This is a genomic window from Stenotrophomonas sp. STEN021 (assembly GCF_056760175.1).
Genome location: NZ_JBRREH010000029.1, coordinates 24657 through 50205, shown reverse-complemented (window position 1 = coordinate 50205; position 25549 = coordinate 24657). Strand labels below are relative to the sequence as shown.

At 64.4% G+C, this 25549-nt stretch carries 23 protein-coding genes; 5 read left to right on the top strand and 18 right to left on the bottom strand.

Annotated features, from left to right (window positions below):
• Nucleotides 1–147: 147 nt before the first annotated feature.
• Both ACVOL0_RS08455 and ACVOL0_RS08450 read left to right on the top strand, forming a co-directional pair.
• Nucleotides 148–504 (top strand): DMT family transporter, encoded by a 357-nt coding sequence (locus ACVOL0_RS08455; protein WP_481548707.1) that lies wholly within the window; start codon nt 148–150, stop codon nt 502–504.
• Nucleotide 505: 1 nt separating this feature from the next.
• On the top strand, nt 506–820 hold the full coding sequence (locus ACVOL0_RS08450) for a DMT family transporter (RefSeq protein ID WP_481548706.1): 315 nt from the start codon (nt 506–508) through the stop codon (nt 818–820).
• Nucleotides 821–960: 140 nt separating this feature from the next.
• Here the strand turns inward: ACVOL0_RS08450 and ACVOL0_RS08445 are convergent, their stop codons facing one another.
• Nucleotides 961–2274, bottom strand: a complete 1314-nt coding sequence (locus ACVOL0_RS08445) for a polyhydroxyalkanoate depolymerase (protein ID WP_481548705.1) — start codon at nt 2272–2274, stop codon at nt 961–963.
• Between the two features lie 81 nt (nt 2275–2355).
• Entirely contained in the window at nt 2356–2952 is a 597-nt protein-coding gene (locus ACVOL0_RS08440) for a class I SAM-dependent DNA methyltransferase (RefSeq protein WP_481548704.1), read from the bottom strand.
• A 63-nt stretch (nt 2953–3015) separates the two neighbouring features.
• Between ACVOL0_RS08440 and ACVOL0_RS08435 the strand changes: the two genes are divergently transcribed.
• Entirely contained in the window at nt 3016–3471 is a 456-nt protein-coding gene (locus ACVOL0_RS08435) for a CopD family protein (protein WP_481548703.1), read from the top strand.
• Between the two features lie 128 nt (nt 3472–3599).
• On the opposite strand, the gene ACVOL0_RS08430 is transcribed toward ACVOL0_RS08435, so the two are convergent.
• The 5 genes from ACVOL0_RS08430 to ACVOL0_RS08410 all read right to left on the bottom strand — a co-directional run bounded on the left by ACVOL0_RS08430 (nt 3600) and on the right by ACVOL0_RS08410 (nt 10826).
• The gene (locus tag ACVOL0_RS08430; protein WP_481548702.1) at nt 3600–4367 is read right to left on the bottom strand and encodes an alpha/beta hydrolase; all 768 of its coding nucleotides are present in this window, start codon (nt 4365–4367) and stop codon (nt 3600–3602) included.
• A 191-nt stretch (nt 4368–4558) separates the two neighbouring features.
• Nucleotides 4559–5314: a tetratricopeptide repeat protein gene (locus ACVOL0_RS08425; RefSeq protein ID WP_481548701.1), complete on the bottom strand. Its 756-nt coding sequence runs from the start codon at nt 5312–5314 to the stop codon at nt 4559–4561.
• Nucleotides 5315–5341: 27 nt separating this feature from the next.
• Entirely contained in the window at nt 5342–6301 is a 960-nt protein-coding gene (locus ACVOL0_RS08420) for an acetyl-CoA carboxylase carboxyltransferase subunit alpha (RefSeq protein ID WP_481548700.1), read from the bottom strand.
• 76 nt (nt 6302–6377) lie between these two features.
• Nucleotides 6378–9968 carry a DNA polymerase III subunit alpha gene (gene dnaE, locus ACVOL0_RS08415; protein ID WP_481548699.1) on the bottom strand — a complete coding sequence of 1197 codons (3591 nt, stop codon included), beginning with the start codon at nt 9966–9968 and terminating at the stop codon, nt 6378–6380.
• Between the two features lie 213 nt (nt 9969–10181).
• Nucleotides 10182–10826, bottom strand: coding sequence for a hypothetical protein (locus ACVOL0_RS08410; protein WP_481548698.1), 645 nt, complete (start codon nt 10824–10826; stop codon nt 10182–10184).
• Between the two features lie 145 nt (nt 10827–10971).
• Here ACVOL0_RS08410 and ACVOL0_RS08405 point away from each other — a divergent pair, with 145 nt between their 5' ends.
• Together ACVOL0_RS08405 and ACVOL0_RS08400 are read left to right on the top strand one after the other, a co-directional pair.
• Nucleotides 10972–13200 (top strand): winged helix-turn-helix domain-containing tetratricopeptide repeat protein, encoded by a 2229-nt coding sequence (locus ACVOL0_RS08405; protein WP_481548697.1) that lies wholly within the window; start codon nt 10972–10974, stop codon nt 13198–13200.
• A 50-nt stretch (nt 13201–13250) separates the two neighbouring features.
• Entirely contained in the window at nt 13251–13715 is a 465-nt protein-coding gene (locus tag ACVOL0_RS08400) for a hypothetical protein (protein ID WP_481548696.1), read from the top strand.
• A 17-nt stretch (nt 13716–13732) separates the two neighbouring features.
• Here the strand turns inward: ACVOL0_RS08400 and ACVOL0_RS08395 are convergent, their stop codons facing one another.
• From ACVOL0_RS08395 to frr, 11 genes are all read right to left on the bottom strand, one after another.
• The gene (locus ACVOL0_RS08395; protein WP_481548709.1) at nt 13733–14350 is read right to left on the bottom strand and encodes a ribonuclease HII; all 618 of its coding nucleotides are present in this window, start codon (nt 14348–14350) and stop codon (nt 13733–13735) included.
• A gap of 35 nt (nt 14351–14385) precedes the next feature.
• Nucleotides 14386–15594: a lipid-A-disaccharide synthase gene (gene lpxB, locus ACVOL0_RS08390; RefSeq protein ID WP_481548695.1), complete on the bottom strand. Its 1209-nt coding sequence runs from the start codon at nt 15592–15594 to the stop codon at nt 14386–14388.
• Nucleotides 15591–16382 carry an acyl-ACP--UDP-N-acetylglucosamine O-acyltransferase gene (gene lpxA, locus ACVOL0_RS08385; protein ID WP_062166472.1) on the bottom strand — a complete coding sequence of 264 codons (792 nt, stop codon included), beginning with the start codon at nt 16380–16382 and terminating at the stop codon, nt 15591–15593. Before lpxA ends, lpxB begins: the two co-directional genes overlap by 4 nt.
• A gap of 17 nt (nt 16383–16399) precedes the next feature.
• Complete coding sequence (fabZ, locus tag ACVOL0_RS08380) at nt 16400–16858, bottom strand: 3-hydroxyacyl-ACP dehydratase FabZ (RefSeq protein WP_481548694.1); 459 nt, start codon at nt 16856–16858, stop codon at nt 16400–16402.
• Nucleotides 16855–17877: a UDP-3-O-(3-hydroxymyristoyl)glucosamine N-acyltransferase gene (gene lpxD, locus ACVOL0_RS08375; protein WP_481548693.1), complete on the bottom strand. Its 1023-nt coding sequence runs from the start codon at nt 17875–17877 to the stop codon at nt 16855–16857. The genes fabZ and lpxD overlap by 4 nt, the downstream gene beginning before the upstream one ends.
• A 325-nt stretch (nt 17878–18202) precedes the next feature.
• A complete protein-coding gene (bamA, locus tag ACVOL0_RS08370) occupies nt 18203–20686 on the bottom strand; it encodes an outer membrane protein assembly factor BamA (protein WP_481548692.1) in 2484 nt (827 codons plus the stop codon).
• Between the two features lie 71 nt (nt 20687–20757).
• Nucleotides 20758–22116, bottom strand: a complete 1359-nt coding sequence (rseP, locus tag ACVOL0_RS08365; protein WP_481548691.1) for an RIP metalloprotease RseP — start codon at nt 22114–22116, stop codon at nt 20758–20760.
• A gap of 26 nt (nt 22117–22142) precedes the next feature.
• Nucleotides 22143–23336, bottom strand: a complete 1194-nt coding sequence (locus tag ACVOL0_RS08360; protein ID WP_481548690.1) for a 1-deoxy-D-xylulose-5-phosphate reductoisomerase — start codon at nt 23334–23336, stop codon at nt 22143–22145.
• Between the two features lie 2 nt (nt 23337–23338).
• Entirely contained in the window at nt 23339–24157 is an 819-nt protein-coding gene (locus tag ACVOL0_RS08355; RefSeq protein WP_481548689.1) for a phosphatidate cytidylyltransferase, read from the bottom strand.
• Complete coding sequence (gene uppS, locus ACVOL0_RS08350; protein WP_481548688.1) at nt 24154–24927, bottom strand: polyprenyl diphosphate synthase; 774 nt, start codon at nt 24925–24927, stop codon at nt 24154–24156. The genes ACVOL0_RS08355 and uppS overlap by 4 nt, the downstream gene beginning before the upstream one ends.
• A 3-nt stretch (nt 24928–24930) precedes the next feature.
• Entirely contained in the window at nt 24931–25488 is a 558-nt protein-coding gene (gene frr, locus ACVOL0_RS08345) for a ribosome recycling factor (protein WP_481507893.1), read from the bottom strand.
• Between the last annotated feature and the right edge of the window lie 61 nt (nt 25489–25549).

Sequence of the window (25549 nt, the reverse complement as noted above, 5' to 3'; positions counted from 1 at the left end):
CCCCCCGCCCGGGCCCCCCCCGGGGGTGTTTTTTTGGGCGCGGCCGGGGGGGGGGGGGGGGCCCCCCCCCCGCCCCCCCGCCGCCCCGCCGGCCCCCCCCCCACTACCTCGCGCTATGCTGATAGCGGCTTTTTTATGGAGAACACCATGGCCGGTAAAGGCTGGTTCTACGTGGCCCTGACCTGTCTGTTCGAGCTGGTCTGGGTGTATGGCTTCAATGTGGCAGCCACGTGGTGGCATTGGATACCGATCATCGCGGTGATCGTGGTGGACTTCCATTGGCTGGCAAAGGCCTGCGAGTCGCTGCCAACCGGCACGGTGTATGCGGTGTTTGCCGCCGTTGGCACGGTGGGCACGGCGCTGATGGACATCTTCCTGTTCGACGGCAGCTTCAGCGTGGCCAAAGGCGTGTTCATGGCGGTGCTGGTGGCGGGCGTGATCGCGTTGAAACTGGCGGATGGCAAGGCGGCCGCCGAGCCTGATGCAAATGGGCAGGGAGGCTGATATGGGCTGGTTTCTGGTGATTGCCGCGGCCTTGATGGAAACGGTGGGCGTGATTGGCCTGAAGCGCTACAGCGGGCGCAAGAGTCTGTTGAACGCGGGCTTGTTCTTCGGCGGGTTCGGCGCTTCGTTCGTGCTGCTGTACCAATCCTTCCGCTACATCCAGCTGAGCATTGCCTATGCGGTGTGGATTGGCCTGGGAACGGCGGCTGCGGTGCTGGTGAACATGCTGTTCTTTGGTGAATCGCGCAGCACGGCGCGCTTGCTTAGCCTGGCGGTGATCGTGGTGGGGGTGGTGGGTTTGAAGGGGGTTTCTTGAATGCAGAAGGCCCCGGGAGTGCCGGGGCCTTGTGGTTTGCTTGTCTGCTTTGGTAGAACCGTCGGTGCCGTGAGCATCTGGCTTCGTTTTACCCTCACCCCAACCCCTCTCCCGGGGGAGAGGGGCTTAAGCGGGGCGGCTCAGCGCTGGGCGCGGCGGCGCAGCGGGGTTACGTTGCTGCTGGCTTTCTTGGTCTTCTTTGCCGCCGGTTGCGCGGACTGGGCGCTGAAGAAATCGCGCATCTTCGGGTACACCACTTCGCGCCAGCGGCGGCCGCTGAAGATGCCGTAGTGGCCGGCGCCTTCGACGATGAAGTGGTCGCGGCGCGAGGCCGGGATGCCGGTGCACAGTGCCTGCGCCGCTTCAGTCTGGCCGAGGCCGGCGATGTCGTCGAGCTCGCCCTCGATGCTCAGCAGGGCGGTGTCGCGGATCGCCGACGGGTCGACGTGTTCGCCACGCACATACCACTCGCCACGCGGCAGCAGGAATTCCTGGAACACCACGCGGATGGTGTCCAGGTAGAACTGCGCCGGCATGTCCAGCACGGCGTTGTATTCGTCGTAGAAACGGCGATGCGCGTTGGCATCGTCCAGGTCGCCCTTGACCAGGTCGGTGTAGAAATCCCAGTGCGACATCAGGTGGCGGCTGGGATTCATCGACATGAAGCCGGCGTGCTGCAGGAAGCCCGGATAGACGCGGCGGCCCTGGCCCGGATACGGCGCCGGAATGGTGTGGATGACGTTGTTCTCGAACCACGACATCGGGTTGCGGGTGGCCAGGTTGTTGACCGCGGTGGGACTACAGCGCGCATCGATCGGCCCGCCCATCATCACCAGCGAGCGCGGCGTGGTTTCGCCACGGCTGGCCATCAGCGATACGGCAGCCAGTACCGGCACGGTGGGCTGGCAGACGCTGACCACGTGCACGTTCTCGGCGCCGAGATGGCGGATGAACTCCTGCACGTATTCGATATAGTCGTCCAGGCCGAACTCACCCTGTTCCACCGGCACCATGCGCGCGTCCACCCAGTCGGTCACATAGACGCGGTGGTCGCGCAGCAGGGTGCGCACGGTGTCGCGCAGCAAGGTGGCATGGTGGCCGGACAGCGGCGCCACCACCAGCACGATGGGCTGGGCGAGCAGGGCTTCAACCTTGGAGGTTTCGTTGCTGTGGCGCTTGAAGCGCAGCAGCTTGCAGAACGGCTTCTCCACTTCGGTAAGCTGGGCGATCGGCACGATCTCGCCATCAAGCTCCAGCTCGTGGATGCCCCATTCGGGCTTCTCATAATCCTTGCCGAGGCGGTGGAACAGCTCGTTCATGGCCGCGAAGCGATCAGCGCCCGGCATCGACGACCACCAGTGGCCCGAATTATTGAAGAACGCCGCATTTGCCTGCGCCTGGTGAACCCAGGGCGCAAGCAGGTTGCGGGTCAATTCATGCAGTTGATAAAGCATGACGTCCCAATATGTACAGTCATATGATGCTGTGCAGCATAGCGCACTATGACATTTGCGGCGTTAAGCAGGTATCGGCCTTTAGTCGGCCCTTTCCAGCGCGGCGATGTCCTCGCTGAACGATGGCCCCAGCCAGCAATGCGAGCCGACGCCGCGGAAGCCCACCTCGCGCAGCTGGCGCTTGTACCAGCGCGCAGGGCGCTGCTGGAAGCCGTCATGGTCGCCATGGAATTCGTCCTCGGCGGTGAACAGCTCCAGGAAAGCGACCCCGCCGCACAGCTCGGCCAGGCCCGGCAGGCCCTGGCGCAGCTCGCGGCTGGGCACGTAGTGCATGACGTCCGAGCAGACCAGCAGGTCGACGGGCGCGCAGGGGCGCAGCCACTGGAAGTCGCCGAAGCCGGCCAGATGCAGGTTGCGGGTACGGCCATAGCGGCGCACCGCGTACTCGCTGCTGTCAAAGCCCATGTACTGCAGCTTGGGCCGCAGCTTGAGCAGCGGCGCGCGCCAGGCGGCTTCGCCGGCGCCGATATCGAGCACGCTGCGGATAGGGCGTTCCAGGTAATACTCGGCCGCGGCAACGGCCAGCTGCACCTTGCGCGCAAGCCGCGCCGGGCCGCCGATATCGTCGCGGCGGTACCAGCGTTGGAAGTAGTCGGCGTCGTACTGCTTGTCCTGCATGTGCGTGTCTTGTGCGGATGGGCGAAAATGGCGCTCATCCTACGCCGCCGATGGAGCCAGCGCATGCAGTCGTACTTTTGGGTAAAGACCTTCCACCTTGTGTTCGTGGTGGCATGGATGGCGTCGGTGTTCTACCTGCCGCGGATCCTGGTCAACATCGCCGAGGCGGCCGGCCAGCCGCCGGTGGTGGAACGGCTGCAGTTGATGGGCAAGCGCCTGTACCGGTTTGGCCATGTGATGTTTGGCATCGCCTTCATTCTGGGGCTGGTGCTGTGGCTGGGCTACAAGGTGCTGCCGGAGTTCCCGACCATGGTGGCGCCGGGCGCTGCCGGTTGGCTGCATGCAAAGCTGGGATTGGTGGTGCTGCTGCTGATCTATTTCATTTTTACCGGGCGCTGGCTGAAGGGCACGCTCAAGGGCAAGGCACTGCCGTCGTCGGGCACGCTGCGTTGGTTCAACGAGCTGCCGTTGGTGCTGTTCATTGCGATTGTGTATCTGGTGCTGGCCAAGCCGTTCTGAGTTTTTTGGGGGGCGAAGATCAAAGGCACCCCTCCCAACCCTCCCCTGCAAGCAGGGGAGGGCTCAGGCTCTGCCCCCTCCCTTTGGCGCAGCCAAGGGGAGGGCTGGGGAGGGGTAAGCTTCAGGCGCTACCGCCCCCGCAACGCCTCCGCAAACTGCGGATAGCCAAACACATCATTGTGATCGGCATCAGCAATGGTCACGGCCTTCGCCACGCCGGGCCGGAATTCGCGCAGCAGCCGCAACGAACTCGCATTCGGAATCACCTCATCCCTGCCGGCGATTATCAGCGTGGTGGGCGCAGTGATCCGCGCGGCGTGGCGCCATGAATCGTAGTGATCGCGTAGCAGCAGGCGCACCGGGAAGGCCGGGAACATGCGTGCAGCCAGTCCACCAATGCTGTCGTAGGGCGTGATCAACACCAGGCGTTGTACCGGCCGCGCAGCCGCGACCTGCACGGCGACGCCAGAACCGAGGCTGCGCCCGATCACGATGATGTCGTCTGACTGGCCGCTGCTGGTGCCGTCATACAGCGCCAAGGCGTCGCCAACAAGGCTGGCTTCGGTGGGTGAGCCGCTGCTGCCGCCATAGCCGCGGTAATGCATGGCGTGGATGGCGGCTTCGGGAAACGCCTGCTGCAGCATTGGCAGCGCCTGCGAGACGTCTTCGGCATTGCCGCCGAAATACAGTACGAGCTGTGTGCTGTGCTGTTTGTTGCTGGAAACGATGATGTCGGCATCGCCGCGCGGCATGGTCCAGTGCGGTACATCGGCACTGCGCGGGGCCGGGTGGTAAAGCATGCTGCGGGCATTGAAGGCGAGCAGGGCGCAGGCGATCAGGTACATGCTGGCGAGCACGCTGATGGCGATCAACAGGACTTTCAGGCTGGTGATCATGCTGCTTGGCCTCGCCGGGGGGAGAAGGCAGGTGATGCGTAAACCGATGCCAGCGAGCAGGCGGCGGATGCATTTGTAGGAGCGGCGTGAGCCGCGAAGCAAGTACATCACCAGATGGCGCAGGTGCCAAGGGCTTCAGCAGGGTCAGCTTCGCGGCTCACGCCGCTCCTACAAAAGCCTTGGTCCTGCGCTCAGCCTGCCGGCGTCAGCTGTCGCAGTTCCTTGCGCGCTGTGTCGATCCACGCGCGCTGCGCCTGCTGGTAGTAGCGCGGTGAGGTTTCGGCACGGTCGAGGATGTTCTGCAGCTGCTTGGCAGCATCATCGTTGCGCCCGGCACGCTTGAGCAGCAAGGCATAGCGCAGGCGCGCTTCCTCACCTGGATAGCCGCCGATCATGGCTTCGTACTCGTGCAGGGCAGCTGGGATGTCAGCGCTGTCTTCCACCGTGCGCGCGTACAGCAGGTGGCCGTCATGCGAGCGGAAGTTGGGATTGGCAGCGATCAGCGCTTCCAGCGTCTGGCGCGCCTGGGCCGGCTGCTGCAGGCCGTACTGGGCCTTGGCCAGGCCCAGCATCAGGTCCGGGTCCTGGCTGTGCAGTCCGCGCAGCGCGCCTTCATACAATGTAGCTGCTTCGGCGTATTCACCGCGGTCCAGGTGTTCCTGGGCCAGGCGCCTGCGGTTGTCGGCGGTGTCGGAAACACGCAGGCGCTGGTCGGCCTGGCGCTTGCCGCGCTGCGGGTCGATCTGGTCGCGGACCTTGCGCAGGCTGCGACGCGCGGTCGGGCTGCTGCGCAGGTCCGGCAGTACTTCGGCGATCACGTAGATCAGCACTGCCAGGTAGGAGAAGAACAGCAGGATGAAGATCCAATACAGCGGTCGCCCGGTGCGCACGACGTGCACGCAGCAGGCGACCTGCAGGATCAACGAAAGCACGATGATTGGACTCATCCGTGTGTCCCCGTTTGCTTGGCGGTATTACGCTGCTTCGTACGCACCGTAGCTGCGCAGGCGCTTGTAGCGCTGCTCCAGCAATTCTTCCACGCTCAGCTTGTCCAGCGCATCCAGCTCATTGAGCAGCACGGCCTTCAGGCGCTTGCCCATCTGGGTCGGGTTGCGGTGGGCGCCGCCGATCGGCTCGCGGATCACCTTGTCGATCAGGCCCAGGCTCTTCAGGCGCGGGGCGGTCATGCCCAGCTGCTCGGCCGCATCCTTGGCCTTGCCGGCGTCCTTCCACAGGATGGAGGCGCAGCCTTCCGGGCTGATGGTCGAGTAGACGCTGTATTCCAGCATCAGGGTACGGTCGCCCACGCCCAGTGCCAGCGCGCCGCCGGAGCCGCCTTCGCCGATCACGGTGCAGATCACCGGCACCTTCAGTTCGGCCATTTCCATCAGGTTGCGGGCGATGGCTTCGGACTGGCCACGCTCTTCAGCATCGATGCCCGGCCAGGCACCAGCGGTGTCGATCAGGGTCAGCACCGGCAGGCCGAAACGCTCGGCCATCTTCATCAGGCGCAGCGCCTTGCGGTAGCCCTCGGGCTTGGGCATGCCGAAGTTGCGGCGTACCTTTTCCTTGGTGTCGCGGCCTTTCTGGTGGCCGATCAGCATCACCGGGCGGCCGCCGATGCGGGCCAGGCCGCCAACAATGGCCTTGTCATCGGCAAAGGCGCGGTCGCCAGCCAGTTCCTGGAACTCATCGCAGAAGATGCGGATGTAGTCGAGCGGGTAGGGGCGCGACGGGTGGCGGGCCACCTGCAGCACCTGCCACGAGGACAGGTTGCGGAAGATCTGGGCAGTACGCAGGCGCAGCTTGTCTTCCAGCGCCTTGACCTCAGCATCGACATTGACCGCCGGCCCGGCGCTGGCATTGCGCAGGTCCTTGATCTTGGATTCCAGATCGGCGATGGGTTGCTCGAAATCGAGGTAGTTCGGATTCATCGGAAACCGTCAGCAATGAAAGGGGGGAAGTGTAGCCGAACGCGCCGTATCAACCCGTACGCGTCCGTCCGGACAATCAATTGGCCCAGGGCGGGCTGTACTTGACCTTGACCCGGCGCACGGCGGGGTCCTCGCGCAGGGCGTCGAGCAGCTTGGGCGTGACCCGCACCGAGCCGCTGCTGCCGAGGTCGAGCATGCCGGCAATGCTGCCGGGCTTGCCGTTGAGCAGCAGGTCCAGGCGCAGGGGGGTACGGCCCGGGCGGGCGGTAGCGAGCAGGGCGTCGATGCGTTGCCAGATCGGGCCGCCGCGGCCATCCACGCGCATCGACAGGCGCAAGGCGTGGTCGGCGCAGAGCTGCTCGTAGTCCCAGCACTGGCGGATGCGCAGGGCATAACCGCCGTTGAACTCGTCTTCGCGCAGGCCGCCCTTGACCACCAGGATGCGGTCCTTGGTCATCAGGTGGCCGAATTCGGCCAGGCCATCGGAGAACGCGCTGCATTCGACCCGGCCCTTGCCGTCTTCCAGGGTCACGAAGACCTGGCTGTCGCCCTTGCGGCGGACACCAATGACCATGCCAGCCAGGATTACCGGGGATTCCTGACGCCAGGCGCGCTTCTCGCCGTCCTTGGAGGGGAAGGCGGGGGCAATCAGTTTGTCGAGGCCGCCGAGGTCGGTGCCGACCAGTTCCTTGACGTCATCGGCGTAAGGGTCGAACGGGTGGCCGCTGAGGAAGAACCCCAGCGTCTCGCGCTCGCCGTTAAGCAGCTGGGCCAGCGGCCATTCCTTGCTCTCGGGCAGATCGAGCTGGCTGGCGGTGCTGACCGGGTCCGGTGCACCAAACAGCGAGTTCTGCCCGGAAGCCTTCTCGCGCGCCATCTGCTCGGTGGCCTTGATCACCTCCGGCAACTGCAGCGCCAGCGTCGCGCGGTTCTTGCCGATGCCGTCGAAGGCACCGCAGTTGATCATCGCTTCCAGCGTGCGACGGTTGAGCTTGCCCGATTCCACGCGAGCGCAGAAATCCAGCAGCGAGGCGTACTCACCGCCACGCTCGCGTTGTTCTACTACCGCTTCGCAGGCGCCTTGGCCAACGCCCTTGATCGCACCCAGGCCGTAACGGATGGTGTCGGCGTTGGCTGCCTCGAACATATAGGCCGAGTCGTTGACGCGCGGCGGCAGCACGGTCAGGCCCAGGTTCTTCACCTCGGCCAGGAACCCGACCACCTTGTCGGTGTTGTCCATGTCCGAGGACAGCGTCGCGGCCATGAACTCGGCCGGGTAGTGACGCTTGAGCCAGGCGGTCTGGTAGCTGACCAGTGCATAGGCGGCGGCGTGCGACTTATTGAAACCGTAGCCGGCGAACTTCTCCATCAAGTCGAAGATTTCGTCGGCCTTGGGGCCGTCGACGCCACCGGTGGCTGCACCTTCGCGGAAGATCTCGCGGTGCTTGGCCATTTCCGCCGGCACCTTCTTGCCCATCGCACGGCGCAACAGGTCGGCGCCGCCCAGCGAGTAGTTGCCGACGATCTGCGCCATCTGCATCACCTGCTCCTGGTACACCATGATGCCGTAGGTGTCTTTCAGGATGACTTCGGTACGCGGATCGGGATAGATGATTTCTTCCTGGCCGTGCTTACGCGCGTTGAAGGAAGGAATCAGGTCCATCGGGCCGGGGCGGTACAGCGACACCAGTGCGATCAGGTCTTCGAAGCGGTCGGGACGCGCGTCCTTCAACAGGCGGCGCATGCCCGAGGATTCGAACTGGAACACTGCGCCGGTATTGCCGTTGGCGAAGATGTCCTTGTAGGTCGGGGCGTCGTCCAGCGGGATATGGGCGATGTCGATCGGCGGAATGCCGGCGCGCTCATGGCGCTTGTTGATCGCCTTCACCGCCCAATCAATGATGGTCAGCGTGCGCAGGCCGAGGAAGTCGAACTTCACCAGGCCGACTTCTTCAACGTCGTTCTTGTCGAACTGGGTGACTGGGTTCTTGCCGATGCCGCCATCGTCATGTTCGGCGTACAGCGGGCAGAACTCGCTCAGCGGTTCCGGCCCGATCACCACGCCACCGGCATGCTTGCCGGCGTTGCGGGTCAGGTCTTCCAGCTGCAGGGCCAGGTCGATCAGGTCGCGGACGTCGTCTTCGGATTCGTAACGCTGGATCAGCTCGGCCGAGGCCATTTCCGAACTCGTGCCTTCCTTGCCCTTGCCCAACGCATCCTTCAGGTGGATGCCGAGGATGTTGGGAATCAGCTTGGAAACGCCGTCGACCAGGCCGTAGGGGAAGCCGAGCACGCGGCCGGTATCACGCACCACCGCCTTGGCCGCCATGGTGCCGTAGGTGATGATCTGGCTGACGCGCTCGCGGCCGTACTTGCGTGCAACGTAGTCGATCACCTCGTCGCGGCGATCCATGCAGAAGTCGATGTCGAAGTCGGGCATCGACACGCGTTCCGGGTTGAGGAAGCGCTCGAACAGCAGGTTGTAGGGCAGCGGATCCAGATCGGTGATCTTCAACGCCCAGGCCACCAGCGAACCGGCACCGGAACCACGGCCCGGACCGATCGGAATGCCCTGGTTCTTACCCCACTGGATGAAGTCGGCCACGATCAGGAAGTAGCCGGGGAAGCCCATCTTGATGATCGTGTTGAGCTCGAACTCCAGCCGCGCGTCATAGTCCTCACGGGTCATGCCGGTGGCAATTGGATGCACCTGCAGGCGTTCTTCCAGGCCGTCGCGCGAGATCTTCTGGATCCAGCTGTCCAGGGTCTGGTCGTCGGGCACCGGGTAATTGGGCAGGAAGTAAGTGCCCAGCCGCATCTCGACGTTGCAGCGTTCGGCCAGTGCCAGGGTGTTGTCGATCGCGTCGGGGATGTCGGCGAACAGCTCGCACATCTGTTCCGGCGTCTTCAGGTACTGCTCGGCGCTGTACTCACGCGGACGCTTGGGGTCGTCCAGCACGCGGCCGGTGGAAATGCAGACGCGCGCTTCGTGCGCGTAGAAATCATCCGGCGACAGGAAGCGCACATCGTTGGTCGCCACCACAGGCAGGCCGCGTTGGCCGGCAGCCTGCAGCGCGAACTGGTTGAAGGCTTCCTCGCCATCGCGGCCGGTACGGGTCAGTTCCAGATGCAGACCGTCGCCGAACACGCGCTGCCAGTCGGCGAGCTGCTGCTCAGCCAGATCGTGGCGGCCGTCATTGGCCAGGCGCCCGGCCAGGCTGTGGCGACCAGCCAGCGCAAACAGATTCTTGCAGCCGTCCTTCAGCCACTGCGGGTGCACGGCGACGCCACCTTCGTTGCGATGGCCTTCCATCCACGCACGGGTGAGCAGTCGCGACAGGCTCAGGTAGCCCTCGCGGTCGCGGCACAACAAGGTCATGCGCCAGGGGTCCTGGCCGTCCTCGGTGATCAGCAGGTCGGCGCCGGCGATGGGCTTGATGCCCACGCCTTCGGCAGCCTTGTAGAACTTCACCAGCGCGAACATGTTGTTCAGGTCGGTGACGGCCAGCGCCGGTGCCTTCATCTCGACCGAGCGGCTCAGCAGGTTGGCCTGCTTGGCCTTCTTGGGGTCGGCCTGATCGGGCTTGGCGGGTACGCGGATGGTGGAGTCCACCATCGAGAATTCGGTGTGGACGTGGAGATGGACGAAGCGGGAAGAAGTAGACATGCGGAGCCAGAAGTATGCCGGTGCAGGGTAGCGACGGGGGCGGGGTGGGGCAAGGCTTGACATGCCTGCGACCCGCGCCGGCCCGGGCCAATGGCCCGCAGGTGCACACTATCAGGACGGGTGCAGGCCCGGCTGGCCTGATCGCCACGCCCCGCCCGTCAGGGCTCCAGCATGCGCTTGGCGGGTCTGGCTGGAGCCCTGTCGGTGTCGCTGTCAGTGAACGCGGAAGTAGCTGAGCGGTTCAGGTGCGTAGCTGCTTTCACGCACCCGGCGCTGGTGCTCGTGCAGGCGGGCTTCGATCTCACGCAGCTCCAGCCAGCTGCGGCGGTTGAAGGCGATGTCATGGTAGCCGCGGCCCTGGCGTTCGGCCTCCAGCTGGCGCAGGCGCTGGTAGTCGAGGAAGTTGGCCACTTCCCCGGCCAGTTTCGGCCAGGCGGTATCGATCACGATGGCCTGGTCCAGCTGGCCGACACCGGGAACCGTGTCAGGGATCAGCTGGTGGCTGGCGTGCAGATAGGCAATGACCATATGCAGCTCGCAGCTCACTTCGGCAGCGGGTTCCCAGTCGGTCTCCTGCAGCAGCTGTTCCAGCAGGTGGGCGTGGCGCATTCGTTGCTCGATGCAGGGTGATGCGCTGTCGTCCCGGGTGGCATTGTTCAGGTTGCGGGCGGCGGTGGCCAACTGGTCGGTCTGCAATGGCGGCTGGGTGCGGCCGAGGCGGGTTAACAAGCGATTGAAATGATCGACTTCACGCGGAACCAACACGTAGTCGTTCACATGGCTGCGACGGTGGGGGAGGCCGCTCGGGTACTGGTCCAGAACCTGCGGCAGCGGAAGGCGGGGGTCGATGGTGTACATGGTCGTGCTCCTGCGGGTGGGGGGGCGTCCGGGAGGGGAGAACGCAGCGCCAGCATCCGCTTGGGCGTAGCATTGGTCATGATGGCAGGCGGAGCCTTCAGACAGTCATTGCGCTGGTTTCTGAGGAATTCATGAGGGCTTGCCGATGGGTGCGGTCGAAGACCCTGGTGACACAGGTCAAGCGGTCGAACGCTACCGTTTCGACGGCATCGTGGTGGATGCGCTGGCGCATACGCTCAGCCGTGACGGCCAGTATCAATCGCTGGAGCCCAAAGCATTCGCCGTGTTGTTGATGCTGTTGCGGCATGCCGATGAATTGCTGGTGCGCGACCAGTTGCTGGATGCTGTCTGGGGCCATCGGCATGTGACGCCGGGTGTGCTGACCCGTGCCATCGCGCAGTTACGTTCGGTGCTGGACGACCATTCGCATGAGCCGCGTTACATCCAGACCCAGCACGGCCTGGGCTACCGCTTCATTGGCAAGTTGTTGCCGCCGGAGAACACGGCTTTATCCGCTTCGGTCGTTGAGCCGAGTTCCACTTCTACGGCCGCGGAGCAGGCTGTTGAAGTTGCTGAACCCGCTGAACACCTTGCTGTGGATAGTGATCCGCTTGCCGAACCGTCGTCGCCAGAACGGCGAACGTCGCGCTGGTGGCGAGAGGCGCCGACCTTGTCGCTACCAGCGTGGATGCGTTCACGCGCATTCCTGATCGGTTGCGCGCTGTTGCTGTTGCTGCTGTTGCTGTTGGGTGCGGGTTACTGGTGGTGGAGCCGCACGCCGGTTGTGGCGGGTGCTTCGATTGCGGTAATGCCATTCAGCAGTCTCAGCGACGATGCCGCCGATCGCTACTTTGCCGATGGCCTGGCGGTGGAGATGCACGATGCCCTGACCAATGTGCCGGGTCTGAAAGTGGCCGCGCGGCAACTCGCGGTTCCTGCCGGCAGCGACACCGACGGCGACGATGTGCGTCGGATCGGGCGCCGTCTGGGGGTGGCGACATTGCTGGATGCCAGCGTGCGTCGCGAGGGCGGGCGGGTGCGGATCAGTGCGCGCCTGTCCGATACCACTACCGGTTTCACTCTGTGGGCGGAAACCTATGATCGGGAGATCAATGACGTGTTCGCGCTGCAGGGCGAGATAGCCAACAAAGTCGTGCACGCCTTGCTCGGTCACCTGCCCGGAAAGACATCAGGGGTCGCGCAGCGATTAAGCCCGACCAACGATGTCAACGCCTACGACGCCTATCTGCGCGGGCTGGCGCTGCTGCAACGACCTGTCGGCGAAGCCGGCAACGAGCGTGCGATGGCTGCCTTCGCACAGGCGCTGGCGATTGATCCGCACTTCGCGCGGGCCCAGGCCGGTATCTGCCGCGCGCAGATCGCGCGGCTGGAAGGCGTGAGTGACGCAGGCGCGTTTGAGCGCGCTCGCCAAGCCTGTGCGCGTGCGCAGGCGATGGACCCCGGATTGCGCGAGGTGAGTCTGGCAATGGCGGAGATCGCCCGCGTCAGTGGCCAGAACGAACAAGCGCTGAAGCTGTACCAGCAGGTCATCGATGATCCGGCGCTGCGCGCCGACGGTCTGGTTGGACAGGCGCGCACCTATGCCGCACTTGGCAAGGAGGAGCAGGCGCTGCAGTCGTTCCAGCAGGCCATCGCGGCGCGCCCCAGTGACGCGCAGATCTACCGGCTGCTGGGCTACCACCATTGGTTGCGCGGGGATGTGCCCAAGGCGATAGATGCGTTTGTCACCGCCACCGTGCTGCAGCCGGAAGACAGCCGCCTATGGGGCAGCCTGGGCGGGTTGTATCTTGCGCAGGGCGATACCGTGCAGGCCGGGCATGCGTTCAACATGTCCTTGTCGATCGAGCCCAATGCCGGCGCCTTGACCAATCTTGGCACGATGAAATTCGATCACGGCGAATACGCGGTTGCTGCGGAGTTGTTCCAACAGGCAACGGTGCTGGAGCCGGAGGACTATCTGCACTGGGGCAATCTTGCCGATGCGCTGGCCGCTGCCCCCGCAACCGCAGCGCAGGCACAGGCGCCGTATCTGCGTGCGGCGCATCTGGCACAGCAATATGTCGACGTGCGCCGCGATGATGCTTATGCCTTGGCCTTGCTGTCCTGGTACCGCGCCAACCTGGGCGAGCGAGCACGCGCGCTGCAGGATCTGCAGGCGGCGCGTGCGCTGGGTACGCAGGCGGCCGAAGTCGCGTTGTGGTGTGCGCAGACCTTGACCCTGCTCGGCGACAAGCCGGGCGCGAACAGCTGCGTTCAAAGTGCGTTGAAGCAGGGCATTCCGCAGCAGCGCATCGATGCCTTGCTGTCGCTGCAGCGTTACGCGCTGGTCGGCAGCGGCGTGCGCAAGGAGTAAGTGCCGGTTTTTCCGTCCGTGGCGGTGGACCTCAGCGAGGAGTGGTCGTCATGAACCATAAAGTGTGGCTCTATCTTGTCGTCTCCGCCGGAACGGTTGCAGGCGTTGCTGCCTGCGCTACCCAACCGCCGCTTCCGGGTGAAGTATTGCAATGCACGGAGAATCTACCGCCGCGTATCGTCAAACTGGTCTACGTCGATGTGGCGTCTGGCCCAGACGGGCCGGTCATCACGCCGGATGCGTGCACGGTGCGCAGTGGTACACAGGTGCTCTGGCGCACCGCAGAAGATGTATTGGACCCGTTCGCATTGGCGTTTGCCGAATCTCCCGGCGCAGCGGCGTACTACCGCAGTGCAGGCAGCACGGGGCAGAAGGACTTCAATTCCCAGCGCATGGGTAAACGACAGGAAGTGCTGATCGTTGCAAAAACCGTGGCCAGCGAGAGCAACATCAAGTACGACGTGCGCATCGGCTCAACCCACCTCGACCCCGGGATCAAGATCATGCCGCGCTGACCGGCGCGGCATGCAGCTCAGGATGCGTCCAGGCTCGCACGCACCGGCGCAAAACTGCGGCGGTGCTGCGGGCAGGGACCATGTGCGCGCAGCGCAGCCATATGGAAGGGTGTGCCATAGCCCTTGTGCTGGTCGAAGCCGTATTCGGGATGCTGCTGGTGCAGCTCCAGCATGAAGCGGTCGCGGCTGACCTTGGCCAGGATCGAGGCGGCCATGATGCTGCGGTCGATGGCGTCGCCACCTACCAGCGCTTCGGCGGGGCAGGGCAGGCCCTTGGGAATCTTGTTGCCATCGATGCGGGCGAACTGTGCCACATGCGCCACGCCTTCCACTGCCAGGCGCATGCCCTGCATGGTGGCCTGGAAGATGTTGAGGCTGTCGATCTCGGCCACGTCGACCATCACGATCTTGTAAGCCAACGCGCGTTCGATGATGCGGTCGTAGAGTTGATCGCGGCGGAGTGCGGTCAATGCCTTGGAGTCATCCAGGCCATTGATGCGTGGGCGTTCGGGATCGAAGACAACGGCTGCCACTGCAACCGGGCCGGCCAGCGGACCGCGTCCGGCTTCGTCGACGCCAGCGACCAGGCGCGGGGCCTGCCGTGCCAGCAAGGCGGCATCGTCAAACAAGGACAGCGAAACATCCGCTGCCTTGGGGCTACGTCTTGCAGTCACGGCTGACCTTGCTTGCGCGGTGTCTGCAGCAGTCCGGCGACAGCGTCGGCGGCGCGTGCCGAGGCGTCCTGGCGCAATTGCTGGTGCAGCTGCTGGTAGTCATCCTGCAGACCGCTGACGCAGTCGGGATGCTCAAACCAGTTGCGTACTGCAGCGGCCAGATTGTCTGGCGTGCATTCGTGCTGGATCAGCTCCGGCGCTAGGTCCTTGCCGGCCAATACATTGGGCAGGGCGAAGCGCTTGACCTTGATCAGGCCCAGCGCCTTGACGATGCGATAGGTGAGTTCGGCCACACGGTAGCCGACCACCATCGGTCGCTTGACCAGCATGGTTTCCAATGTGGCGGTGCCGGAGGCCAGCATCACCACGTCGGCGGCGATCATCGCTTCGCGTGCCTTGCCATCGAGCAGATGCAGGCGCGCGCTGGGTAGCGCTGCGCTGCGGATCTGCTCGGTGATCATCGCCTTGCACTTGGCATTGGCCGCGGGCACGACGATATGCAAGCCGCGGTCTTGCTCGCACAGTTGCCAGGCGGCGGCGAAGAACGGCGGTCCGAGCCGGCTCACTTCGCCCAGGCGGCTGCCAGGCAGTACCGCGAGCAACTTTGCCTGCTCTGGAATGCCCAGCGCTTGCCGTGCGGCAGCGCAGTCAGTGTGCAGCGGGATTTCATCGGCCATCGGATGGCCAACGAAGCGCGCGTCAATGCCGTGGCGGGCGTAGATCGGCGGTTCCATCGGGAACAGACACAGCACCAGGTCGGCGCTGGCACCGATCTTTTCCGCACGCTTCTCGCGCCAGGCCCAGACCGAGGGGCTGACATAGTGCACGGTGCGCAGGCCGCGTTGTTTGAGCCACTTTTCCACGCCCAGGTTGAAATCCGGTGCGTCGATGCCGATGAATACATCCGGCTGCCAGTCGAGCACGCGCTGGCGGAATTCCTTGCGCAGCTTGAGCAGGCGCGGCAGATGGCGCAGGATTTCAGCCAGCCCCATCAGTGCCAGTTCGCTGGCATCAAACCAGGTTTCGCAGCCGGCATTGCGCATGGCATCGCCGCCGATGCCGGCAAATTCGGCCTCGGGGTAGCGCGCACGCAGGGCATTGACCAGGCCGGCACCAAGCAGGTCGCCCGACGCCTCACCGGCTACCAGCGCGATGCGTAGTTTGCGGCCAATCGCCAATCGGGAGTCCTGGATTACAGCGCTCATCGCTGCAGCGGACGCTCGCCGTGCTCGATGAAGTCCAGCATCTGCTTGACGTCATCGCTGCTCTGGGCCTGCTCGGCCAGCGCCAGCTTGGCTTCGGCCAACGGCACACCGGCTACGTAGATGGTGCGGTAAGCGCGCTTGATCGCACTGATGCGCTCGGCGTCGAAGCCACGTCGCTTAAGGCCTTCGCTGTTGATGCCGCGCGGACGGCCATGACCATCGATGCCGACCATGGTGAACGGCGGAATGTCGCCGGTGACCAGTGCACCCATGCCGAGGAAGGCATGGTCGCCGATGCGGCAGAACTGGTGCGCACCGGCGAAGCCGCTGATGATCACCCAGTTGCCGACCGAGACATGCCCGGCCAGGGTGGTGTTGTTGGAGAACACGCAATGGTCGGCGACATGGCAGTCATGGGCGACGTGTACGTAGGCCAGCATCCAGTTGTCGTTGCCGATGCTGGTCACGCCACCGCCGCCAGCAGTGCCGCGGCTGAGGGTGACGAACTCGCGGAACACGTTACGGTCGCCGATTACCAGCTCGGTGCGTTCACCGGCGAACTTCTTGTCCTGCGGCTCGCCGCCGACCGCGACGTGGCCGATGAAGCGATTGTCGCGACCGATCCGGGTCGGCCCGTGGATGCTGCAATGCGGCCCCACTTCGGTGCCGTCGCCGATCTCGACGTCGGCGCCGATCAGGGTGAATGCACCCACGCGCACGCCTTGGCCGAGCTTGGCCGAAGGATCGATGACCGCGGTCGGGTGAATCAGGGGGGCGCTATCGCTCATCGTGTGCTCCAGGCAGATTATTCGCGGGTGCCGGCGCACAGCACTTCGGCGTGTGCGACCACTTCACCATCCACCTTGGCTTCGCCGTAGTAGACCGCCATGTTGCGGATCATGCGCTTGACCTGCACATGCAGTTCCAGCACGTCACCGGGCACGACCTGCTTCATGAAGCGCACGTTGTCGACCTTGACCAGGTAGAACAGCTTGGACTGCGCGTCGCGGCCAAGGCTGAGCTGGGTCAGCACGCCACCGGCCTGGGCCAGCGCTTCGATGATCAGCACGCCGGGCATGATCGGCTGGCCCGGGAAGTGACCCTGGAAGTAGGGCTCGTTGATGGTGACGTTCTTGTGCGCAATGATGCGCTTGGCGTCCACATCCAGATCGACAACCTTGTCGACCAGCAGGAACGGATAGCGGTGCGGGATCAACGTCTGGATGGTTTGGACGTCGATGGGCATCTGCAGTGGTGCGTTCATTCCTTCTCCTTGCTCACAGACAGGATGCGCCTTGCCAGCGCATCAAGCTGCTTGAAGCGCGCGGCGTTTTTGCGCCACGTGCGGTTATCGGTCAATGGGGTACCCGACGAGTATTCGCCCGGTTCGGTAATCGAGTTGCGCACCACCGAACGGCCGGTGATGACGACGTGGTCGCAGATTTCCAGGTGGCCAACCACGCCGACCGAGCCGCCCAGCAGGCAGTAGCGGCCGATCTTGGCGCTGCCGGCGATGCCGGTGGAGCCGGCGATGGCGCTGTGTGCGCCGATCTGTACGTTGTGGGCGATCTGCACCAGGTTGTCCACGCGCACGTCTTCGTCCAGCGTGGTGTCCTCCAGTGCGCCGCGGTCGATGCAGGTGTTGGCGCCGATCTCGCAGTCGTCGCCGATGCGCACGCCACCGAGCTGCGGCACCTTGATCCAGTGGCCATTGTCCATGGCCAGGCCGAAGCCTTCGGCACCAAGCACGGCGCCCGGATGGATGCGCACGCGCTTGCCCAGTTTGACCCGGGCCACCAGGGTGACGCGGGCCAGCAGTTCGCTGCCGGCGTCGACCACGCAGTCATCGCCGATGATGCTGCCGACGCCGATGATGCAGCTCTCGCCAATCACGCTACGCGCGCCGATGCAGACGTGCGGGCCGATATGGGCGCTGGCGGCCACCGTCGCGCTGGGGTCGATGACCGCGCTGGGGTGGATGCCGGGCTCGCGTACCGGAACGGTCTCGAACAATGCGCCGATCTTGGCGAAGCTGGTATACGGGTCCTTGGCGACCAGGGCTGTGCCCGGCGCGGCCTCGGCGTCATCGGCACGCAGCAGGACGATGGAGGCCTTGCTGTCGGCCAGTTGGGCCCGGTAGCGCGGATTGGCCAGGAAGGTCAGCTGCCCCGGGCCGGCATGCGCCAGCGTGGCAACACCGTGGATGGCGACCGAAGGGTCGCCGTGCACCTGCAGGCCAAAACGGTCTGCAAGTTCCTGGGCGGTATAGGTAGGAGTATTCACGCAGCAAGTTTACCGTGTGCGCCGATGGCGGTCATGCGAACGGACGTTATCACCCTTGCATGGCAAGGGCAGCGGAGAATGTGACGTATCAAACAGCATGGCGGGTAATGGCCATCCGTGCTTCATGACGTTGGCAGAGCTGGCAGCTCGCGCAGCGGGCGAGCGTGTTGATCCCAAGTGGGCCGGCTGGAGCAGAGCCCCCTTCTGTTAAGGGGGCGCGCCGAAGGCGGGGGGATAGGCAGGCCAAGCCCAGGGGCCCGGATTGTGGCGAAGCTGCAATCCGGGCTGGTCGGGGCCGATGGCCCCGGCCAGTGGTCAGTTCGTCTTAGAACTGACCACCAAAGGTGAACTGCAGACGCTCGATTTCGTCGCCATCTTCCTTCTTCAGCGGGAAGGCATAGCTGATCGAGATCGGGCCGACCGGGGCGCGCCACAGCAGGGCGACACCGGCCGAAGCACGCAGCTCGTTGGCCTTGAAGTTCTTGGTGCCGTTGTAGACGTTACCGAAGTCGAAGAACGCAGAAACGCGAGCCGACGGGCTGTCAAACAGCTTCGGGAAGTAGGCTTCGATCGAGCCCACCGTCTTCACCGAGCCACCCAGCGGCTGGCCGTTGTAATAGCCACCGATGATTTCCGAACGCGGGCCCAGGGTGTTGTCTTCGAAGCCGCGCACCGAGTTGGTACCGCCGGCGTAGAAGTTCTCGAAGAACGGCAGGCCGGTTGCCTTGACCTGGCGATGGTTGGCGGTTGGGTTGGTTCCGCAGTCCACCACTTCGGTGGTACCTGCGGTGCCGGGGGTGCCGGGTACTGCAGGCGTGGTATCCGTGGCCGGCGTCCCGGGGGTGCCAGGAGTGCCCGGAATATCGTTCCAGCAGATATCGCGGACCTTGTCCTTGCCGTAGGAGTCGCCGTAGCCCAGTTCCAGCCGGGTGTTGATGACCAGTGACGGGATGATTGGCCAGTACTTGGAGAACTGATAGCTCAGCTTGTAGTACTCGACGGTCGAGCCCGGCAAGGTGGCTTCAAGGCCAAGGCGCTGGTAGGTACCACGGGTCGGCATGAAGTAGTCGTTGCGGGTGTCGCGTGCCCAGCCCAGCTCCGAACGCCAGGAGTGGAAGGTGCGCGTGCCGACTGCATCGATGTAATCGATGATCGCCTTGGGCGTGTAGCCGTTGTAGGTGGTGATCTGGTTGCTGTCGATGCCGAACATCAGCGAGAACGCATCGTTCTCGGTGATCGGAATGCCGAACACCACCTGTGCCGCGCCGTTGGTGCTGTTGTACTGGGCGGTGTTGAAGTCGGAGTAGTCCAGTTCGCGCCAGGACAGGTTGTAGCCTAGCGAGACGCCGTCGTCGGTGAAGTAGGGATTGGTGTAGCTGAAGCCATAGCGCTGCAGGTAGCTGCTGCGCGATGCTTCAACCGAGACGCGGTTGCCGCCACCGAGGAAGTTGTTCTGCGACAGCTGTACCGAGGTGGTCATGCCGTAGGACTGCGAATAGCCCAGGCCGAACACGAAGCTGCCGGAGGTGGTTTCCTTGACGTTGTAGACCACGTCCACCTGGTCGTTGCTGCCGGTGACCGGCTGGGTCTCGACGTCAACCGACTCGAAATAGCCCAGGCGCTGCAGACGGATCTTGGAACGGTCGATCGCGGCCTGCGAATACCAGCTGTTCTCGAACTGGCGCATTTCACGGCGCAAAACCTCGTCGCTGGTACGCGCGTTGCCCTTGAAGACGATGCGGCGCACGGCCACACGCGGGCCCGGCACCACCTGCATGTTCACCGCAACGGTACGGTCGGCGCGGTTGCTGGTCGGGATCGGATTGACCTTGGCGAAGGCATAGCCGACGTTGGACAGGCTGTTGGTGATGCCGTCGGCACTGAACTCCAGCAGGGCGCGCGAGAACGTGTCGCCCGACTTCTGGATGACCATCTTCTCCACATCTTCCTGCGGCAGGATGGTGTCGCCGGTGACCTTGATCTCGGAGATCTTGTACTGCTCACCCTCGGTCACGCCGGCGGTGACGAACATGTCGCGCTTGTCCGGGCTGATCGAGACCTGGGTGGAGTCGATGCTGAAATCGACGTAACCACGGTCCAGATACCAGGAGTTGAGCTTTTCCAGATCGCCGGACAGCTTTTCCTTGGAGTACTGGTCGTCGCGGCGGTACCACGAGGCCCAGTTGTGCTCCTTGGATTCCCAGGTATCAAGGATGTCGGCGGCTTCGAACTTCTCGGTGCCGATCAGGTTGACGTGGCGGATCTTGGCTGCCTTGCCTTCCTTGACGGCGATGGCAACGTCGACGCGGTTACGATCCAGCGGGCTCACCGTCGGGGTGATCTCCACGTTGTATTTGCCGCGGTCGTTGTACTGCCGGCGCAGCTCCTGGGTCACCCGGTCCAGACTCAGGCGGTCAAAGGTGCCGCCTTCGCTCAGGCCGATGTCGGCCAGACCCTTGAGCAGCTGCTCGCTCTTGATGTCCTTGTTGCCGGTGACGGTCAACTTGTTGATCGCCGGGCGCTCCTTGACGGTGACCACCAGGATGTCGCCCTGACGGTCCAGCTGCACGTCTTCGAAGAAGCCGGTCTTGTACAGGGCGCGGATGGTGTCGCCGATCTTGGCGTCGTCCACGGTGTCGCCGCGCTCCACCGGCAGGTAGGTGAACACGGTGCCGGAGGAAATGCGCTGCAGGCCGTCCACGCGGATGTCGCTGGCGGTAAAGGGCTCGGCCGCCTGTGCGAGCACAGGCAGGGCCAGACCAGCAGCAAGTGCGAGGGCCAGCAAGCGGCGATTGGGAAGTCGCGTCATATCACGTCCGGTTGGAGTCGATTTCGATAATGCGTGGGTGCCGGCGTAAGACGACGACAGCGGGAAAAAGTTCATCGCGGAACCAAACTGAGGATGTCGTTGTAGAACGCCAGTCCCATCAGCCCGGCCAGCAGCGCCAGACCGATGAATTGGCCGGCAGCCATGGCACGCTCGCTAAGCGGGCTGCCCTTGACCAACTCGATAAGGTAATACAGCAGATGCCCGCCGTCCAAGACGGGGATGGGCAGCAGGTTGATGATGCACAGGCTCAGCGACAGCAGGGCCAGGAAATACAGGAACCAATCCAGCCCGCGTTCAGCCGAGGCATTGGCCACGCGGGCGATGGTGATCGGTCCGGAAATGTTCTTTACCGAGGCGTGGCCGGTCAGCATGCGGCGCATCATGCCCAGCGAATCTGCTGCCAATTTGCCGGTTTCGCGCACCGCAGCGGGCAGCGCGGCCAACACGCCGTACTGCTGACGGGCGTCGTAGGCAGGGGCTTGGTTGGTGGCGAAGCCGACCCCGATCAACCAGCGCAGCTTGCCATCCGGGCCTTGGCCGGCCTGTGGGGTCAGCTCCAGCGCCAGCCGCTCGCCATTGCGCTCGACCTCGACCATGCCCGGGCCGCCGCGCTGGCCGAGTTGCTGGATCAGCGGGGTGACCTGGTCGGCACTGTCCACGCGCTGGCCGTCCACGGCCAGGATCAGGTCGCCGGTCTGCAGCAAACCGGAGGCGGCCGAATCGGCGGAAACCGAGTCAACCCGCGCCGGCTGCAACCAGAACTGCCAGATGAACCCGGCCTGCGCCGGGACCTGGCGCTCATCAAAACCCGCCGGCAGCTGCGACAGCGGCAGTACCCGGGTGCGCTCGTTGTCGAGGTTGTCGCGGACGCGGACATGGGCATCCTGGCGGTCCATGGCAGCGGTGGTGAAGGCCATGCTGGCCTCGGCCCAGGTGTCGACGCTGCGGTCTTCCACGGCCAGAATGCGGTCGCCGGCAACAAAGCCGGCCTGCGCGGCAATGCCGGAGGTGCGGCCGACGGTGGCCGAATAGTCCTGACGGCCAATGACGAACATCGCCCAAAGCAGGGCGATGCACAGGATCAGATTGGCGGCCGGGCCGGCGACGACAATGGCGATGCGCTGCCATACGGTCTTGTTGTTGAAGGCGACGGCGCGTTCACCGGCCGGTACTTCGACCTCGCGTTCGTCGAGCATCTTGACGTAGCCGCCGAGCGGAATCGCGGCGATGGCGAATTCGGTGCCGTTGCGGTTGCGGCGGCTCCACAGTGGCTTGCCGAAGCCCACCGAGAAGCGCAGGACCTTTACCCCGCAGCGGCGGGCCACCCAGTAGTGGCCGAATTCATGAAACGTCACCAGCACGCCGAGGCTGACGATCATCCACCACACAGACCCCAAAAAATCAGCCATGGGCACAGCTCGGTTGTAAGGTGGAATCAGACATTCGGCAGGCGGGCAATGGCGGTTTCGGTGATATGGCGGGCCTGGGCATCAGCTGCCAGCAGGGCGTCCAGTGTATCGGCCGCCGCGTAAGGCAGGGTAGACAGGGTGTGCTCCACCAATGCCGGAATCGACAGGAAGCCTATGCGGCCCTGAAGAAAGGCTGAAACAGCGACTTCATTGGCGGCGTTCAGGATGGCTGGGGCGCTGCCGCCGGCCTCCATCGCCTGCCAGGCCAGGCGCAAGCAGGGGAAAGCGTCCATGTCCGGCGCCTCGAAATCCAGCCGGCCCTGGCTCAGCAGGTCCAGCCCGGCGACGCCGGATTCGATGCGCTGAGGCCAGCCCAGGCCAACCGCCAGGGTGGTGCGCATGTCCGGCAGGCCAAGCTGGGCCAGGGTCGAACCGTCGATGAACTCGACCAGCGAGTGCACCAGGCTCTGCGGGTGGACCAGCACGTCGATGCGCTTGCCTGGCACGTTGAACAGGTGGTGGGCCTCGATGACTTCCAGGCCTTTATTCATCAACGTCGCCGAATCGACCGAGATCTTCGGCCCCATTGACCACTTCGGGTGGGCAACGGCCTGGGCCACGGTCACCACTTCCAGCTCGGCGCGGCTGCGGCCTCGGAACGGGCCGCCGGAGGCGGTCAGGATGATGCGGCGAACACCGGCTTCCAGCCGCGCATCGCGCGAGCGCAGGCATTGGAAGATGGCGTTGTGCTCGCTGTCGATCGGGATGATCTCGGCGCCGGCGGCGGTGGCCTCACGGGTCAGCAACTCGCCGGCCAGGACCAGTGATTCCTTGTTGGCCAGCAGCAGGCGCTTGCCAGCGCGGGCGGCGGCAAGCGTTGAAGACAGGCCGGCGGCGCCAACAATGGCGGCCACCACGGTGTCGCAGCAGTCGCTGGCTGCCAGTGCATCGATGGCTTGCTGGCCGGCGTGCGCTTCGGTTGCCAGTCCTGCGTCTTTCAGGCCGTCACGCAGGTGCGTGAACAGGGCCGGGTCGGCGATCGCGGCGTGATCCGGGCGGTGCTGTTGGCACAGTGCGATCAACGCATCCACATTGCTGCCCGCAGCCAGCACGCTGGCGCGCATCTGCTGCGGGTGGCGGGCCATCACATCCAGCGCCGAGCTGCCGATGGAGCCGGTGGCGCCAAGGATGGCGACCTGACGTAGAGAAGAGGTGGACATGCTTAGAAGCCGAAGATTTCCTTGCCCAGCGCGAACACCGGCAGGGCAGCCAGGACGCCGTCAATACGGTCCAGAACGCCACCGTGGCCGGGAATGATATGGCCTGAGTCCTTGGCGCCGGCATGCCGCTTGAGCAGGCTTTCGAACAGGTCGCCCAGTACCGAGGCCAGTACCGCCACCGCGGTAACCAGCATCAACCAGCCGAACTGTGACATCTGCACGCCAGCACACCAGCCAAATACGCCGGCGGTAACCAGGCCGGCGAGCAGGCCGCCCAGCAGGCCTTCAATGGTCTTGTTGGGGCTGATGCGCGGGGCCAGCTTGTGCTTGCCAAAAGCGCGGCCGGCGAAATACGCGCCGGAATCGGCCGCCCAGACCAGCGACAGTGCGGTCAACAGCCACAGGTGACCATTGGCGCTGGCGTGGATCAGTACCAGTGAAGCCCAGGCTGGAATGATCGCCAGGCTGCTGGCGGCAAGCTTGAGCATGCGCGCACTGCTTTCATCGTGCGCGCCAAAGTCGAAGAAGCGCAGCCACAGCAGCGCCAGCAGCCAGAAGCCGACGCCCATCAGTGCCGCCAGTTGGAACAACACCATGCTGCCGTCCGACGCCCAGACCAGCAGCACCATCAGCAACAGGTTGAGGACCACCAGGACGGTGCGCGGCAGGCCGACAACACCGGTGAGCTTGAGCCACTCCCACAGGCCGATCAGAAACACCAGGGCGGCTGCAGCGGCCAGCCACTGGGTCGGCAGGAACAGGATCGCGCAGATCGCCACGGGGGCCATGATCAGCGCTGCAATCACACGGGTTTTGGTCATGAATGTGCGCTCGGTGCCGCATTGGCGGCGATCTGGGCGCTGGTCAGACCGAAGCGGCGCTCGCGCCCTGCATAGTCATCCAGTGCCAGTTGAAGGACGGCCGCATCGACATCCGGCCACAGCACGTCAGTGAACCACAGCTCGCTATACGCCAGCTGCCACAGCAGGAAGTTGCTGATGCGGGTGTCGCCACCGGTGCGGATGAACAGGTCCGGCGGCGCCATGTCGGCCAAAGCGACGTGTTGGCCCAGCAGTGATTCGTCGATCTGTTCCGGCTTCAATGTGCCAGCGGCAACCTGCTCGGCCAGCGTCCGCGCAGCCAGTGCGATGTCCTGGCGGCCACCATAGCTGGCGGCGATGCTCAGGGTCATCGCAGTATTGCCGATGGTCCGCTGTTCGGCCTTGTCCATGCGCTGGACGATGCTGCCGGCAAAGCGGCTGCGGTCACCAATGAAGCGCACACGCACGCCGCGGCGGTGGAGTTCATCCACCTCGCGGTCCAGTGCGCCGAGGAACAGCTTCATCAGCGAATCGACTTCTTCCTGCGGGCGGCCCCAGTTTTCACTGGAAAACGCGAACAGGGTCAGTGCGCGAACGCCACGTTCGAGGCAGAAATCGATGCTGCGGTTGACCGCGCGCGCGCCGGCACGGTGGCCAATCATGCGCGGCCGCCGCCGTTGCTGTGCCCAGCGGCCATTGCCATCCATGATGATGGCAATGTGCCCCGGCACGGCTGCGGTGGCGGTGTTGCTGTGCGGGACGGAGGACACGCCTCAGACCGCCATCAGTTCCTGTTCCTTGAGCTTGACCACTTCGTCGACGTCCTTGATCGCCTTGTCGGTCAGCTTCTGGATGTCTTCCTGGCTGCGACGGTCGTCATCCTCGGTGATCGCCTTGTCCTTGAGCAGCTTGGCCACTTCCTGGTTGGCATCACGGCGGATGTTGCGGATGGCGATCTTGGTTTCTTCGCCTTCCTTGCTTACCGACTTGGCCAGTTCCTTGCGGCGCTCTTCAGTGAGCGGCGGCAGGTTCAGGCGGATCACGGTGCCCATGGTGGTGGGGGTGATGCCGATGTCGGAGGCGTAAATGGCCTTTTCCACTTCCTTGATCATGTTCTTGTCGAACAGGGTGATCACCAGCGAGCGTCCTTCGGACACGCTGATGCTGGCCACCTGATTCAGGGGCGTGTCGGTGCCGTAGGCCTTGACCTTGATGCCGTCCAGCAGGGCCGGCGACGCGCGGCCCGTGCGGATGGTGGTAAGGGTGTGGCGCAGAGCATCGATGCTCTTGGTCATGCGCGCCTGCGCATCTTGCTTGATATCGTTGATCATCGGCCGAATCCTGGATGTTTCTAGAACCGGCCGATTATAGGCGATTACCCCTGCCCACCGC

Bases quoted from the DNA above. Each gene is read 5' to 3' on its own strand.
- ACVOL0_RS08455 (WP_481548707.1), top strand. From the start codon at position 148: ATGGCCGGTAAAGGCTGGTTCTACGTGGCCCTGACCTGTCTGTTCGAG.
- ACVOL0_RS08450 (WP_481548706.1), top strand. From the start codon at position 506: ATGGGCTGGTTTCTGGTGATTGCCGCGGCCTTGATGGAAACGGTGGGC.
- ACVOL0_RS08445 (WP_481548705.1), bottom strand. From the start codon at position 2,274: ATGCTTTATCAACTGCATGAATTGACCCGCAACCTGCTTGCGCCCTGG.
- ACVOL0_RS08440 (WP_481548704.1), bottom strand. From the start codon at position 2,952: ATGCAGGACAAGCAGTACGACGCCGACTACTTCCAACGCTGGTACCGC.
- ACVOL0_RS08435 (WP_481548703.1), top strand. From the start codon at position 3,016: ATGCAGTCGTACTTTTGGGTAAAGACCTTCCACCTTGTGTTCGTGGTG.
- ACVOL0_RS08430 (WP_481548702.1), bottom strand. From the start codon at position 4,367: ATGATCACCAGCCTGAAAGTCCTGTTGATCGCCATCAGCGTGCTCGCC.
- ACVOL0_RS08425 (WP_481548701.1), bottom strand. From the start codon at position 5,314: ATGAGTCCAATCATCGTGCTTTCGTTGATCCTGCAGGTCGCCTGCTGC.
- ACVOL0_RS08420 (WP_481548700.1), bottom strand. From the start codon at position 6,301: ATGAATCCGAACTACCTCGATTTCGAGCAACCCATCGCCGATCTGGAA.
- dnaE (WP_481548699.1), bottom strand. From the start codon at position 9,968: ATGTCTACTTCTTCCCGCTTCGTCCATCTCCACGTCCACACCGAATTC.
- ACVOL0_RS08410 (WP_481548698.1), bottom strand. From the start codon at position 10,826: ATGTACACCATCGACCCCCGCCTTCCGCTGCCGCAGGTTCTGGACCAG.
- ACVOL0_RS08405 (WP_481548697.1), top strand. From the start codon at position 10,972: ATGGGTGCGGTCGAAGACCCTGGTGACACAGGTCAAGCGGTCGAACGC.
- ACVOL0_RS08400 (WP_481548696.1), top strand. From the start codon at position 13,251: ATGAACCATAAAGTGTGGCTCTATCTTGTCGTCTCCGCCGGAACGGTT.
- lpxB (WP_481548695.1), bottom strand. From the start codon at position 15,594: ATGAGCGCTGTAATCCAGGACTCCCGATTGGCGATTGGCCGCAAACTA.
- lpxA (WP_062166472.1), bottom strand. From the start codon at position 16,382: ATGAGCGATAGCGCCCCCCTGATTCACCCGACCGCGGTCATCGATCCT.
- fabZ (WP_481548694.1), bottom strand. From the start codon at position 16,858: ATGAACGCACCACTGCAGATGCCCATCGACGTCCAAACCATCCAGACG.
- bamA (WP_481548692.1), bottom strand. From the start codon at position 20,686: ATGACGCGACTTCCCAATCGCCGCTTGCTGGCCCTCGCACTTGCTGCT.
- rseP (WP_481548691.1), bottom strand. From the start codon at position 22,116: ATGGCTGATTTTTTGGGGTCTGTGTGGTGGATGATCGTCAGCCTCGGC.
- ACVOL0_RS08360 (WP_481548690.1), bottom strand. From the start codon at position 23,336: ATGTCCACCTCTTCTCTACGTCAGGTCGCCATCCTTGGCGCCACCGGC.
- ACVOL0_RS08355 (WP_481548689.1), bottom strand. From the start codon at position 24,157: ATGACCAAAACCCGTGTGATTGCAGCGCTGATCATGGCCCCCGTGGCG.
- frr (WP_481507893.1), bottom strand. From the start codon at position 25,488: ATGATCAACGATATCAAGCAAGATGCGCAGGCGCGCATGACCAAGAGC.